The following is a 12,800-nucleotide window of genomic DNA, read 5'->3' on the forward strand; positions in this document are numbered from 1 at the left end:
GCGGTCAGAACAGATGCGAAGAGAACTCCGGCGCTCCACTCCTCCTGGCCAAGGACCCGTTCCTCCGCGACTTCAAGACCGGGGCACCCTGTGAGAAGTCAGGTGAACGGAGACACGCAGACGCCGACGGCCCGCGTGTTCATTGCGCTTGCTCCGCCCGATGACGCGAAGAAGGAGCTGGCTACCGCGCTGCGATCCGCCTACGACACGTACCCGTGCCTGCGGTGGAACCGCATCGAGGACTGGCACATCACCTTGGTGTTCCTCGGTGAACTCCCCGTGACGGTCGTCCCGCACCTGTTGCCGCCGCTCGCCCGGCTCGCGGCGAACCGCCGGCCCGTGGAACTGACCCTGCGCGGCGGAGGTCACTTCGACGGGCGCGTGCTGTGGAGCGGGGTCGACGGGGACCTCGAAGGCCTGCACCGACTTGCCGCCGACGTCCGAAGTGTGGCCAGGGAATGCGGCATCGCCTTCGAGGACAGGCCGCTGCGCCCCCACCTGACGCTCGCCCGGGCCCGTCGCGACGACCCCTTCAGCGTCGTGCGTCTGGCTGCCGATCTCGACGGCTTCACCGGCCGCAGCTGGGCGTCCGAACGCCTGCACCTGGTGGGCAGCAACATCGGCCGCGGGCCGGGGCCGATCCGCTACCGCGATATCGAGGCATGGGGCTTCAGCGGGCATCCGTGACGGCACCTCGGCCCGGCCCGAGTGGCGACCGGCCCGGCAGGAGCGCGTCCTCGCCGCGTCCGCTGGATCGGCCCCGCAGCGGAGCCACTCGCCTCCGAGTACGTCAAGGACCGGATGGGAGAGGCGATACTGGGACCGCGCGGCCGGCCGGATGAGGCAGTGATCACGCAAAGACCTCCGAGGGGAGCCGTTCATGACCACGGCGAAGGACCTGTTCATCATCGCCATGGACCCGCACGGGAAGCACTCCGTCGGGCAGGGCGACCTGTCGCTCGCACTCGCGGGAGCCGAGCTGGTCGACCTCATCTCGGCCGGAGCCGTCACCTTGGACGGCGACCGCATCGTGCCCGGCCGGCCGTCGGAGCCGGATGATGACCTTCTGGCCCAGGCCTTCGCGGCGCTTTCCCGCCAGGTGCCCCACGAGCCGGTCGAAGACTGGTTGTGGCGCCGGGGACGTGGCCTCGCGGCGGCGTACCAGACCGCTCTGGAGCAAGGCGGGCAGCTGGCTCCAGAGCGGCGCGGCCGGACGCCCTTCGGCTCCGACCGCGTGGGGCTGGTCGACTCTCCCGCTCGCGCTCGGGCTTTGGACCGGTGGCAGCGCAACGAGCCTGTCCTGGCTGCCCTGGCCGCGGTCGTGGGCGTCGAGAGCGGGCGTTCCACGCAGGAGGCCCACCTCCCCGACGAAGCCGTCACGACCGTGGTGGCCGTAGTCAACGACGCCGTGATGGAGCTCGAAGCCGTGCGTCAGCGGCGGTCCATCGAGAACGCGGCGTTCGCGAACCTCTGGCGAGGCCTGTAGCGGGGGTCTGGCCTCGCGGTGGCGGACGGCGTGGGCGACCACGCGCGCACTGTCGGGCACTGAGGACTCGCTTGGCTGACCGTCGCGCGCTGAGGGAGCCGAGGGGTCGGCTTGGCTGCCGTGGCCAAGCCGTGGGCGCGAATTGCAAAGTTCTGCAATTGCCTACATTCTTATGTAGCTGTGATTCCTGGTGGGCGCGGTACAGCTGGCGCGTGCCGGGATTCCCGGACGATCAGAAGGGTGGAGGAGGCAGTGTCCGTTCCGCTGTATCAGGCGAAGGCCGAGTTCTTCCGGATGCTCGGGCACCCCGTCCGCATCCGGGCACTGGAGCTACTGCAGGACGGCCCCTTGCCCGTGCGGGACTTGCTGGCGGCGATCGAGGTGGAGCCCTCGGCGTTGTCCCAGCAACTGGCCGTGCTGCGGCGGTCGGGGATCGTCACCTCCACCCGGGACGGGGGGACGGTGGTGTACGCGCTGGCCGGGGGAGACGTATCGCAACTGCTCGCGGCGGCCCGGCGCCTGCTGACCGAGGTCCTCGCTGATCGGACCGGAATCCTCGACGCACTGAGGGAAAGCAAGGCGGTGTCGTGAACTCGACCCTCCATAGGTGTGTACGACGCCTACGCAGCGTGCTTCCGACCCGCGCCGACTACGCGGTCATGGCCCGTGACCCGCGTCGGGACCTGCTGGCCGGCCTGACGGTGGCGATCGTCGCCCTGCCCCTCGCGCTCGGATTCGGGGTGTCGTCCGGCCTGGGGGCGCAGGCCGGGATGGCGACCGCGGTGGTGGCCGGGGCGCTGGCGGCGCTGTTGGGCGGGTCGAACCTCCAGGTGTCCGGGCCGACCGGGGCAATGACCGTCGTGCTGGTCCCCATCGTCGCCCAGTACGGGCCCGGCGGGGTGCTCATGGTCGGGCTGATGGCCGGGGCACTGCTGATCGCGCTGGCCCTGCTGAAAGCCGGCCGGTACATGGCGTACGTGCCCGCGCCCGTGGTGGAGGGGTTCACGCTCGGGATCGCATGCGTGATCGGCTTGCAGCAGGTCCCGAACGCGTTGGGAGTGGACAAGCCGGAGGGCGAGAAGGTCCTTGCCCTCGCCTGGCGGTCGGTGGTTGCCTTCACAGAGCAGCCGAACTGGACGTCGATCGCCCTGGCGTCCGGGGTGGCCGTCGTCATCCTGGCCGGAGCGCGATGGCGGCCGACGGTCCCGTTCTCCATCGTCGCAGTGATCGCCGCCACCTTGCTGGTGCAGTTCCTCCACCTCCCCGGGGCGGCACCGATCGGTGCACTGCCGTCGGGACTGCCCGCGCCGTCCCTGGCCTTCGTCGACATCGGCGCGCTCGGTTCGCTCCTGGCCCCGGCAGCGGCCGTGGCCGCGCTGGCCGCGCTGGAATCCCTGCTGTCGGCGACCGTCGCCGACGGGATGACGGTCGGCCAGAAACACGACCCGGACCGTGAACTGTTCGGACAGGGTGTGGCGAACCTCGCCGCCCCACTGTTCGGTGGCGTCCCGGCGACCGCGGCGATCGCCCGGACCGCGGTCAACGTCCGTGCCGGCGCCTCCTCCCGGCTCGCGGCCCTGACCCACGCCGTGATCCTCGGCGTGATCGTTTTCGCCGCCGCCCCCTTGGTGTCGAAGATCCCCCTCGCGGCGTTGGCCGGCGTACTCCTGGCGACCGCGATCAGGATGGTGGAGATCGGGTCCCTGCGGGCGATGGCCAGCGCGACCCGCTCCGATGCCCTCGTCCTGCTGCTGACCGCCACAGCCACCTTGGTCCTGGACCTCGTGTACGCGGTGATCATAGGGCTGGTGGTGGCCGGGGCGCTCGCGCTGCGTGCGGTCGCGGGGCAGGCGCGGGGACCAGATCGACTTCCGAGCGGACCTGCCGGGTGAGCACAGCGAGGAGGAACATGACCTTCTCGCCGAGCACATCGTCGCCTACCGCATCGACGGCCCCGTCTTCTTCGCCGGCGCCCACCGCTTCCTGTTGCAGCTGTCCGAGGTCGCCGACGTCCGCGTGGTGATCTTGCGCATGTCCAGGATCAGCACCATGGACGTGAGTGGTGCCCTGGTACTCAAGGACGCGGTCGACAAACTGCGCCGGCGGGGAATCATCGTGCTCGCCTCCGGGATCAGACCCAGCCAGCGTCGAGTCCTCGCCTCCGTGGAGGTTCTGGACCTGTTGCGTCACGACGGCCAGGAGTACGCCACCACTCCCGAGGCGATCACCGCGGCCCGTGTCCTGCTCGAACAGGCCGGACTCCTCGCGGCCCGTCAGCCGCACCCCGCGCACCGCTCCAGGAAGATTCCCCGATGACCGCCGGCACCGAACGGGCGGCTCCGGAGAGGACGGGCACCGAAGTGCTCCGGCTCGTCGAAACCAGCAGGACGGGCCGTCTGCGCCACGTCCAGCGCGAGGCGCCCGGCTTCCACCGCACGGTGCGGTGTCCCACTCCGCCGTCGAGCGCAGGCCGGCGCTTGACCGGGCCCCGTAGCGGGGGTGCGCGATGAGGGATGAGGTTCGGGTCGAGGTCCTGCCGTACCGGCATGTCCTCAGCGTTCCTGCCCTGGGTTCGGCGGTGCGCGTGGTGCGCCAGGCGGCCGAACTCGTGCTCGTCGAATGCGGCATCGGCCTTTGTCACCCGGCAGTCGGGCCAGCGCTGCTGATCTTGGCGGAGCTGGCCACCAACGCAGTCCGGCACGCAGCCCAGGCCGCGTCGTTGATCACGGTCACCTTCGCGCACGGCCCGGGCACGCTCGCTTTCGCCGTCCACGACCGCCATCCCTACCAGCCTGCCCCATACGCGGCTTTGGCCACCGCTCCAGGCAGCGGGCTGGCGCTGGTGGCCGGCACGGTCATGGAACTCGGCGGCACCGTGACCGTGCGCGCCGACGTGGACGGACACGGCAAGGCCGTCTGGATCACCCTGCCCCTGTGATGTGAGGAGGACGACGTTGACGATCGAGTGGCACTACACCGACCACGGCCACCTGGGGGTGCTCGCCCTGACCGGCTATCTCGGCGGCGAGGCCACCGCACGCTTCACCGGTGCGGTCGGCTGGACCCTGGCCCGCGGATCAGGCCCCGTCATCTTGGACCTGACGGGTCTGCTGGGTTGGTCGCCCGGTGGGCAACTCACCGTCTCCGATGCCGCAGTACGCCTCTGCGGGGCCGGCCGCAGCCTGGAACTGGCAGCCATCCCCGCCGACGGATCCCTCGTCCCGACGGCCCGCGCGCCCTACATCCCGGTCCACCCAGATCTGCCTACGGCACTGGCCGCGCACCTCGGTGACAGCGGCACCAGTACCCCCGTCAGCAGCCGCTGCCCGGGTTCTACGCAGGACTCGGGTAACAGTTCCGTCAGTTCGGCCGGGGAAGCACCCCTATGAATCGACGGACTGCGGCCTGTCCCGCGGTACCCGGTGGGCGCGCGACGACAGCTGCGGCGCCTTGCTGCGCTGCCGGGCCCGAGCACATCTGGGTAAGGCGACCCTCCGCCTTACGATGCACCGCATCTGACGCAGCACGCCGATCCACCGGATACGGGGGGACAGCCCTTGGCAGCAGATCATGGATGTCCCAGTCAGTGAGATCGGGCCATGCCGAAAGGTGATGGACCGTCAGCAACGCACCTCATACACGGCGTGCCGCAAGATCACCGGACCGGGCTATCGCGATTGAGGCCACGCTCAGCCGAGACGTTCACGTCTGCCGTCAAGTGCTACTTCCTTGATCGGGAGTTACACCGTCCTCCTACAGAACCGAGCGGGGAGGAGCTGGTGGAGTGCTGTTGCGCGAGGCACCCGTAACGCTATCCGTCGGCTGCCGTGGTCGCAGCGTCAAGGTCGGCGAGGTCCCGCTCCGTCAGTTCCAGATCAGCGGCCCGGACGTTCTCCTGCAGGCACGTCAAGCGGGTTGTGCCGGGAATGGGAACGATGTGCTCCCCCTGGCCCAGGATCCAGGCGAGCGCGACCTGGGCGGGGGTGGCCCCGTGCCGCTCGGCCACCCTCCTCAGGAGGGCGGTAACGTGCTGGTTGCCCAGGCGCGCCGCAGGTGTGAAGCGGGGGTGGCGGGAGCGTAGATCACTGGGCGGAAAATGTGTCTCGTGAGTGATCGCCCCCGTGAGGAAACCGCGGCCCAGGGGTGAGAAAGGAACGAACAGCGCATCGTTGTCGGCGCACCAGCCGATGATGCCGTCGCCGGGCCTTTCGCCGCCGAGAGGCCCTCGGGACCAGAGCGAGAACTCGCACTGCACTGCGGCGACGGGGTGGATGCGGTGCGCCCGCCGGGCCTCGTCGACCCGGACCTCCGACAGGCCCACATGGCCGATCTTTCCCTCCGCCACCATCTCGGCCAAGGCACCCCAGCTTTCCTCCAGGGGCACAGCCGGGTCGATGCGATGCAGGTAACAGAGGTCAAGGTGTTCGGCACGCAGGCGTCGCAGGCTCGCCTGCACCGTCTGGCGCAGGTGCTCCGGTCGGCCGTCGCGACGTAACGCCAGGGTGGCCAGGTCGTCGACGACCAGTCCGACCTTGGTGGCTATCAGGACCTCGTGACGCCGGTGCGCGACGGCCTGCCCGATCAGCGTCTCGTTGTGGCCCTCTCCGTACACGCCGGCGGTGTCCAGGACGGTGACACCCAGGTCGACCGCCGCGTTCAGCAGCGCTATCCAGTCTCGGTCGTCGAGATTCGGGCGGCTGTACATCCAGGGGCTCAGTCCGGCGCAGCCGAAGCCCACGGCTCCCACTGGACGGCCGGTTGGTCGAAAGAACCTGGACTTCGAGATCACCGTTCGGGTTCCGTCGTTGCCCACCCGCACTCCTCCGGCCATTGCCTGCCTTCCATCGTGATCGCAAGCGGCGAATCGACATCACCCTATGAGGTCGTCTGATCGCGTATGGCGATTTCATGGAAGCTCCTGGTGTAGTTCACGTGGCGGATGCCAAGCCTGCGACCGCCGGGCGGCCGGTCCGACACTCGCCGGACCCGCCGCGCGGAGTCCGGCAGCGGCCCGGTGCGGCGGGTGGCTCCCTCGCGTACCAGTCGGCGCGCGCCCGGTCACACGAGGCGCACGTCGGCGCGACCCGCCCTCTGTGCGGATGGCTCCGGGCGCGCCACCACCAGCTCGGCTGATCACCCGACTTGTACGGGGGTGTGGTGAACTCCGACGGCGGCGCGACCAGTCCCGAAGAGGTCTCGGTGAGCCGTCCGACTGCTCCGGCTCTCCGGCCTGTTCGTCCAGTGCAGGACCAGCGCGCGAGCGCCCTTGACGGGCAGTGGGTGCAGCGTTGCCTTGTCCGGGTTCATTAGGCGAGGCCACTTCCCCCTCTGGGGCGGAGCTCATTGCCCGTCGCTTGGGGCCGTCACCGCTCAGGACGCATTTCGTGATCAGCGGCATTCCCCCGCATGCGCGTCGACCGCGCCGTTCGCAGTCTGGACGCGCTGTCGGCTGGCCGTGTCAGTAGGCGGCCCAGCCCTCGCTGTCCCTCGCGTAGTAGTAACTCTTGCCCGTCCCCGTGCCACTCGTACGGAAGGGCCGGCCGCTGTCGTCGATGCGTAGGGTCCCGCGCCGATCGCCACTCGTCCACTGCGCCTCCAGGTACCAGTCGCAGTCGCAGCCCACGGCCGTCGCCTCCACGCGGAGCACCAGAGGGTCGTCCTCCGCGACCCGGTACGGCAGGTGCGGGGCGGGAATGGTGAGGGACTTGCCGGCGTCGTCCACGGTGCCGCCGTTCTCCGGGCGGGCCAGCGGCCGAGGGGCGTCCAGGTCCACGGCGTAGCGGGCCGGGGTCAGCTTCCCGCCGCAGCCCGAGCTCATCGCGAACGCCGACCAGTTCAACGAGGGACGCCGGTTCACCACTCGGACGGTGAGCTCTTGCACCACGGCGTCGCCGTCCTTCGGGGCGCTGATCGTGGCCTGCACGATGGTGCGCCCGCCGTCCACTGCGCCGAGGGACCCCATCCACGCCCCCGCGTCCTGTTGTACGGGTGGCGGCGGGACGACGCTCGGCCTGCGGTCCACCAAGTAGGAGTGCTCGCAGCCGTTGTTCCACACGTGGGCGTCCGTAGCCATGGTGGGTCCGGTGGGGCGGGCTGCGCTGGCCGATGAGTTCGGCGCCGGACCGGGCCGGTTCACCGACCGCTGGTCCACGCCACCGGCGAGGCGGTTCGCCGTGACAGCCGCCCCGACCGTCAGAACGACCGCCGCGCTCGCGGTCAGGATCCGGCGCCGACTCTTACGAGGCCGGCGTGAGGGTGCCTGCGAGCTCATCGGTCCGTCCCACGTGAGGTCGGGGTGCGGGCTCTGGGAGCGACTGTCGACGAGCGCCCCGGGCCCGTTCGGGTCCGCATGCTCGCTCGGCGCTCTCTGCGGTCCGGTAGCGGACGGCCGGGGCCGGGCGTCGGGGGCGGCTTCCTGGTCGGTCTGCGGTGCGGCCTGCGAGAGGTGGGGTCCGGCATCAGAGGAGTGCGGTCCGCAAGCGGCCGACCCCGAAGTTCCACCGGTGGCCTGGGACGCGGTTCCCTGCGCGACCGGCGCACGCGGAGTCGCAGCCCTCATGCGGGCCTCGTCCGCCAGTACCCACCGGCGGTGCAGCTCGATCAACTCCTCGCGGGAAGCCCCTGCCAACCGGGCCAGGCGATCCACCACCGCGTAGTCGGAGGGGATCGTCTCGCCCAGGCAGTAGCGATGCAGCGTCGACCGGCCGATGTGCAGTCGTCCGGCGAGCACGCCGTAGCTGTTGCCCGTACGGTCCTTCAACTCCCGCAGATGTTCCGCGAACCGGCCGACCTCGTCCGGCTGTCCCGTCATGTCCCACGTCCCCGTTCCGCTGCCCGGTGTCCCGCTGTCCCCGTCCCGGCTCTCATCCCGGACGGTTGACGTTTCCCCAGGCCAGCCTACGCGTACCTGTCCCGCCGTCCCGTCCCGAGCTCGGCAGCTTGCCGAGGGACAGGGAGGCCGTTGAGTCTGGTGACACCCGCTGACCGAGCCGTCGCGACGATGCTCGGCGGGGTTTCGCACGAGCCACCGTGACGCCTCGCGCAGCTCCTGCTCCTTCTGCAACCACGAAACGGGGACACCTCGATGACAAACCGGAAGAAGAACCTCCGCAAGGGCGCCGTGTTCGCCGCCGTCACGGCAGCGGCCCTGCTCACGCCCTTCATCGGCACTGCCACCGCGCAGGCCGAGGCGCCCAAGGTAGTACCCGGCTTCCTGGCTGCCTCCGACATGCCTGACGGCTGGGGCACCGAGTGGCGAGCGGGCCCCGTCACCGAGGGCAAGCCCAGCCCGGGGTACTGCGCCACGACGGTCCTTCCGGCCAGGGGGGACGTCTGGCACCGCCTGTACTGGACCGACCTCGACACGGGGGCAGAGCAGGTCACGGTCACGATGCGCACCGAGGCCGCGGCCCGCAAGCTCGCAGCCAAGGCGAAGGACGCAGCTGCCAGCTGCGCCGCGGAGTTCCTGCGAGAGACTCCGGGTGCTTCCGCCGCTTGGGACGACTACGGCAAGGTCGACGTCGAGGAGGGCGCCCACGTGTACGGCGTCCACACCGAGATGCCCTACGGCGCCAACGACGCCAACCTTTTCGGCATCGGGCGTGACGGGCGGACCGTCACCATTGTGGAGTGGGGTCAGATGGGAAGTCTGAAGGACCTGCCGGTGGCAGACTTCAAGAAGACGATGATCAAGGCAGTGGACTCGCTCCACTGAGTCGGAGGGACGAGTCGTAGCGATCGACCGCCGGTTGACTTCGGCCTGCCGGCGGCAGGTGCGGAGCGCCTCGCTCGCCCGGGGGAGGAGCGAGGCGCCCGTGACCATCGGCGGCATACACCGTACGGTCACGTGTGACCGTACGGTGTCGCTCGTCCCGTACGACCAAGACGAAGGAGCGCGCGCGACTTGCTCGTGTGACGAAGTGCCGACGGGCGAGGGGTCACCTCCTGCGCCTCCCCGACCAGGTCCAAGCAGGTTCCGCCATCCCTTGGAGACCGCTCACCTCGCCGCCAAGGATGACACGAGTCAGTCCAGTAGCCCGGTCAATGCGCCTTCCTTTGCGAGCTGTTCCAATTCGTCGAGGGCCGCCAACGCTTGCCGGGCGGCCTCCGGGTCCGCCGCGGCGAGCCCGCTCGCCGCGAACTCGTTTTCGTCCAACCTGAGGATCGCGGTACCGTCCGCCGACACCCACAGGTCCAGATCGAGGTCCTCGACCACGATCTCCACCGGCCCCCCTGCCGGTTCCCGCACGACAGCGGGCCGGGTGATGTCGCAGTACCAGCCCTTGAGCACCCCAGCGCCGTCGCGAACCTCCTTGACGGCATACCAGCGTTCCCGCCAGTAGTGTTCGATGAACACGTCACCCGGCTCGAACTGCACGAACCCGAAGTCCCGCACCCCGGACGCCGACCACGGCGCCCTCACCGAGACCCTCGCCCCGTCGTCATGGAGCAGCCCGGCCCGATAACGGATCTTGACCCGGCCGCGCTTGGTCAGCACTACGTCCACCAGCTGTCGCATCGGCTGCTCAGTCCTCGCCTTCGTGTCCCCGTTTCCCGGCGCATCGTAGCCACACCATCCCCGGAGACGATCGGAGTTTCCACTCACCGCGGATCATCACCGCCTGCCGGCGAACCACACGATGCCCACGCGTTCCACGCATCGAAGCGTGGAGCGTCGCCGCGATCACGGACTCCGGTACCCCGGTGGGACACGGCGCCGTGGCCGTGGTCGACGACAACGGCACCCTCGCGGGCCGCATCGGTGACCTCCGCATTGACCCGCCCTGCGCTGACCAGGGGCACGAGCAGGCCGCCAGAGGCTGGGCCGAGTGGTGGTGCGCGGAGCGTGGCGCAAGCCGACTGGACGTACGGCTCACCCAGCCCGCGGGTAAGCCGTACGAGGGCTACGGCGTCCGCGGCCAACTCAGGACGCGGCGCGCCAGTTCCACGCCGGAGGCCGTCGAAGGCGTCACTGCAAGGCCGAAGATGCAGGCCCTTTATCCCAAGTGGCTCGCCACCGAGAAGGCGGCCTACGTCGGCGACATAGACGCCGTTCCATCGCACTTCCGCGCTCCGCGGACTGACGCAATTCACCACGTCGCGCCGGATGAGGTGGCTGCTTCCCCCAAGCACTGCCGGGCACGGCGAGCCGAGGAGTGGCAGTCCGGCAGCACTGCCAGTTCGAGGGAGCGGACTGTTTCCGCTTCCCGTCCGCGCTTTCGAAGGTGCTGAAACCGGGCTTCGCCCGGAACCGGCGTCGTGGAATCATCAGGCGGTGAACGAACCGAGCAGCGACGACGGTCGCGCCTTCCGGCGCGAGACCGAGCGGGTCGTCAATGAGATCGCCCAGGGGCTGCGCACGTTGGACGCTGGCGTGGGCTGGTTCTCCGACCTCGCCCCGACGCGCCAGCAGGAGGTTCTGCGGGAAGTCGCTGGCTACGGGGTGTAAGCGCACATGTCAGCCGCGGATGGCCGTGCGGGTGTGGCGCGGTCCGGTGTGAAGCCCACGGCCAACCCCTCGGTCATGATCTGTCTGAACCCGCCCCGCTACGGGTTCGCGGGTCTTCCCACCGCCGAATACGTCAAGGCGTTCCGCGTCCTCGTTTGCGTGTTCTGCGTTGCTGACGCTCGCCGCCGCGAGACGTACTGCAAAGGCATCTGCGGACACGCGTGGCACAACCTCTCGTGGCCAACCGGCCTTGCCCAGAGCGGCCAGGAGCTCGATCGCCTCGGTGACGTAGCGGTAGGCCGTCGTGGTGCCGATGCCGAAGCCTGCCGCGAGCTGGGCGTAGGTGTGTCCCATCCGCAGAGGGGCGAGGGTGAGCGGGGCCTGGCGGCCGGCGCTCAGGCGCCGCCAACGGGAGCCGATCGTGTGGCGGTGGCGCCGCAGCTGCTGCATGAGGAAGCGGAGGGCGGAACTGGACACGTCGACGCCCGACGGGCAAACAAGCACGTGAAGCCTCTGGTGGAGACGGTTCTGTTGGTCGAAAACCCATCTACCAGGGGCTTCACCACGTTGTCAGCCCAACAGCCCCACGCCCGAACCAGGTTAGAAAAGGCTCATTGCGGATGATGCGCCGGCGTTCCTGGCTCCGGCTGCGGACTCGCTATGCAGCGCCCGGGCCCTGGCGCAGAAGGATCCAGAGCCATTGGCGACGTTGATGGTGGCCTACTGTAGAGGAACTCGCCGTCGCCCACTGGCAGGTAAGTGATGTCGCCGCCGTGAGGCCCTGTCTTCATGCGCGCACAATGGGAAGATCACCCCGGCGGGAAACCTGTTCGACCCGCACGTTCCGTGATCGGTTGAGATACGGCTTCTCCACCCACCATGGTCAACGATTCTTTGAGCGGAAGTTCTCGAACCACGGGTCTTCATCAAGTCCGTCGGCACTGAAGAGTGTGGCGATCCCCGTCGCGATCGCAGTGACGGCCAGGGTGAGTTCTTCCTCTTCACCGGCGCGCAGGACGACGTTCGCGGCCCGGTATCCGCTGGCCCTACGTGGCGCGCCGTGCTCGGCGACCTCCTCTACCTGGATGACACAGGGGTACCGTTCCAGCTGGTCACGTGAAACAGCTGAGTGCACGGTTCCCGTCCTTTCCCCGAAGGCCGGGAACAGTCCCATGGCATACCCCTGAGTCGCTCCGTCGGCGAGTGGGGGGATCTCAGGCTCCTACGCCAGTGCCAGGTTCATTGCGATCGTGAGGAGGTTCGGCCCCCCAAGAACCGCGAGCAGCCTGGGCAGATGGCCGCCGACGCGCCCATTCACCTCGATGAGATCGACTGCATCCGGCAGGAGTTTGACCTCGGTGTGCGTAACGCACCATCGCACACGGAGTGCGTCGAGTACCTTCCGAACGTAATCGAGGACGCGCTTTCGAACGATGTGCGGCAGCATCGTCGGGGTCAGATCGCCGGTGACGCTGACGGCGTCGGACGCATCCGGCCCGGTGTGCCGGTGGACGGAGACGGGCGCCTTGTCGAAGATCGCGACTGGAACATGGTCGTCTTGGGTGCTGGCCATCTCGACGGACACGTAGTCCGCGAGCCACTCTTTTCGCGGATGCTCGAACGGGGGGAGTCTGCTTTCCAGAAGCAGGTCGGACCACTGGGTGCGGTGCCTTAGCTGGTAGTCGGCGTCGGATTCGCTGTCCACGAACGCGATGCCCGAGCCGCCCACTCCACGTCGTGGCTTCAGGACGGCAGGCAGGTGAACCCTGTCCAGTGAGCCTTTTCCATCTTCACTCTGAGCTGGTCAGATGAAGGGTGAGGATGGCCTGGATGAGGCTGGTGATCCGGGTGGTCGAGCACCGCAGT

The 12,800-nt window shown here is 69.1% G+C and carries 13 protein-coding genes and 3 pseudogenes; 10 read left to right on the forward strand and 6 right to left on the reverse strand.

The genetic code is table 11. The features are described from left to right. Positions 1-102 precede the first annotated feature (102 nt). From thpR to ACFYMC_RS27585, 6 genes and pseudogenes are all read left to right on the forward strand, one after another. Entirely contained in the window at positions 103-687 is a 585-nt protein-coding gene (thpR, locus tag ACFYMC_RS27560) for an RNA 2',3'-cyclic phosphodiesterase (protein ID WP_388530139.1), read from the forward strand. 193 nt (positions 688-880) lie between these two features. After that, positions 881-1,486: a GPP34 family phosphoprotein gene (locus ACFYMC_RS27565; protein ID WP_388530142.1), complete on the forward strand. Its 606-nt coding sequence runs from the start codon at positions 881-883 to the stop codon at positions 1,484-1,486. A 252-nt stretch (positions 1,487-1,738) separates the two neighbouring features. Continuing rightward, entirely contained in the window at positions 1,739-2,077 is a 339-nt protein-coding gene (locus ACFYMC_RS27570) for an ArsR/SmtB family transcription factor (protein WP_388530175.1), read from the forward strand. Between the two features lie 68 nt (positions 2,078-2,145). After that, a pseudogene (locus tag ACFYMC_RS27575) lies at positions 2,146-3,802 on the forward strand (SulP family inorganic anion transporter). A 190-nt stretch (positions 3,803-3,992) separates the two neighbouring features. After that, the gene (locus ACFYMC_RS27580) at positions 3,993-4,424 is read left to right on the forward strand and encodes an ATP-binding protein (protein WP_388530145.1); all 432 of its coding nucleotides are present in this window, start codon (positions 3,993-3,995) and stop codon (positions 4,422-4,424) included. Positions 4,425-4,440: 16 nt separating this feature from the next. Then, on the forward strand, positions 4,441-4,875 hold the full coding sequence (locus ACFYMC_RS27585; RefSeq protein ID WP_388530148.1) for an anti-sigma factor antagonist: 435 nt from the start codon (positions 4,441-4,443) through the stop codon (positions 4,873-4,875). A gap of 422 nt (positions 4,876-5,297) precedes the next feature. On the opposite strand, the gene ACFYMC_RS27590 is transcribed toward ACFYMC_RS27585, so the two are convergent. Continuing rightward, a complete protein-coding gene (locus ACFYMC_RS27590) occupies positions 5,298-6,191 on the reverse strand; it encodes an aldo/keto reductase (protein ID WP_388530150.1) in 894 nt (297 codons plus the stop codon). Positions 6,192-6,944: 753 nt separating this feature from the next. Further along, positions 6,945-8,297 (reverse strand): helix-turn-helix domain-containing protein, encoded by a 1,353-nt coding sequence (locus ACFYMC_RS27595; RefSeq protein ID WP_388530153.1) that lies wholly within the window; start codon positions 8,295-8,297, stop codon positions 6,945-6,947. A 273-nt stretch (positions 8,298-8,570) separates the two neighbouring features. Here ACFYMC_RS27595 and ACFYMC_RS27600 point away from each other — a divergent pair, with 273 nt between their 5' ends. Continuing rightward, complete coding sequence (locus ACFYMC_RS27600; protein ID WP_388530156.1) at positions 8,571-9,200, forward strand: hypothetical protein; 630 nt, start codon at positions 8,571-8,573, stop codon at positions 9,198-9,200. Between the two features lie 309 nt (positions 9,201-9,509). Here the strand turns inward: ACFYMC_RS27600 and ACFYMC_RS27605 are convergent, their stop codons facing one another. Then, a complete protein-coding gene (locus tag ACFYMC_RS27605) occupies positions 9,510-10,004 on the reverse strand; it encodes a DUF402 domain-containing protein (RefSeq protein ID WP_388530159.1) in 495 nt (164 codons plus the stop codon). Positions 10,005-10,189: 185 nt separating this feature from the next. Between ACFYMC_RS27605 and ACFYMC_RS27610 the strand changes: the two genes are divergently transcribed. The 3 genes and pseudogenes from ACFYMC_RS27610 to ACFYMC_RS27620 all read left to right on the forward strand — a co-directional run. After that, on the forward strand, positions 10,190-10,717 hold the full coding sequence (locus ACFYMC_RS27610) for a hypothetical protein (protein ID WP_388530161.1): 528 nt from the start codon (positions 10,190-10,192) through the stop codon (positions 10,715-10,717). Between the two features lie 43 nt (positions 10,718-10,760). Beyond that, positions 10,761-10,934, forward strand: coding sequence for a DUF5958 family protein (locus ACFYMC_RS27615; RefSeq protein ID WP_388530164.1), 174 nt, complete (start codon positions 10,761-10,763; stop codon positions 10,932-10,934). Between the two features lie 6 nt (positions 10,935-10,940). Beyond that, a pseudogene (locus tag ACFYMC_RS27620) lies at positions 10,941-11,105 on the forward strand (hypothetical protein); the annotation flags it as partial. Positions 11,106-11,189: 84 nt separating this feature from the next. On the opposite strand, the pseudogene ACFYMC_RS27625 reads toward ACFYMC_RS27620, so the two are convergent. From ACFYMC_RS27625 to ACFYMC_RS27635, 3 genes and pseudogenes are all read right to left on the reverse strand, one after another. Continuing rightward, positions 11,190-11,438: pseudogene (locus ACFYMC_RS27625) on the reverse strand (transposase family protein); the annotation flags it as partial. Positions 11,439-11,817: 379 nt separating this feature from the next. Beyond that, the gene (locus tag ACFYMC_RS27630; protein ID WP_388530166.1) at positions 11,818-12,069 is read right to left on the reverse strand and encodes a hypothetical protein; all 252 of its coding nucleotides are present in this window, start codon (positions 12,067-12,069) and stop codon (positions 11,818-11,820) included. An 87-nt stretch (positions 12,070-12,156) separates the two neighbouring features. After that, the gene (locus ACFYMC_RS27635; RefSeq protein ID WP_388530169.1) at positions 12,157-12,639 is read right to left on the reverse strand and encodes a hypothetical protein; all 483 of its coding nucleotides are present in this window, start codon (positions 12,637-12,639) and stop codon (positions 12,157-12,159) included. Between the last annotated feature and the right edge of the window lie 161 nt (positions 12,640-12,800).

It is taken from the genome of Streptomyces sp. NPDC006879, from assembly GCF_042869595.1.
In the GTDB taxonomy this organism is placed as follows: domain Bacteria; phylum Actinomycetota; class Actinomycetes; order Streptomycetales; family Streptomycetaceae; genus Streptomyces.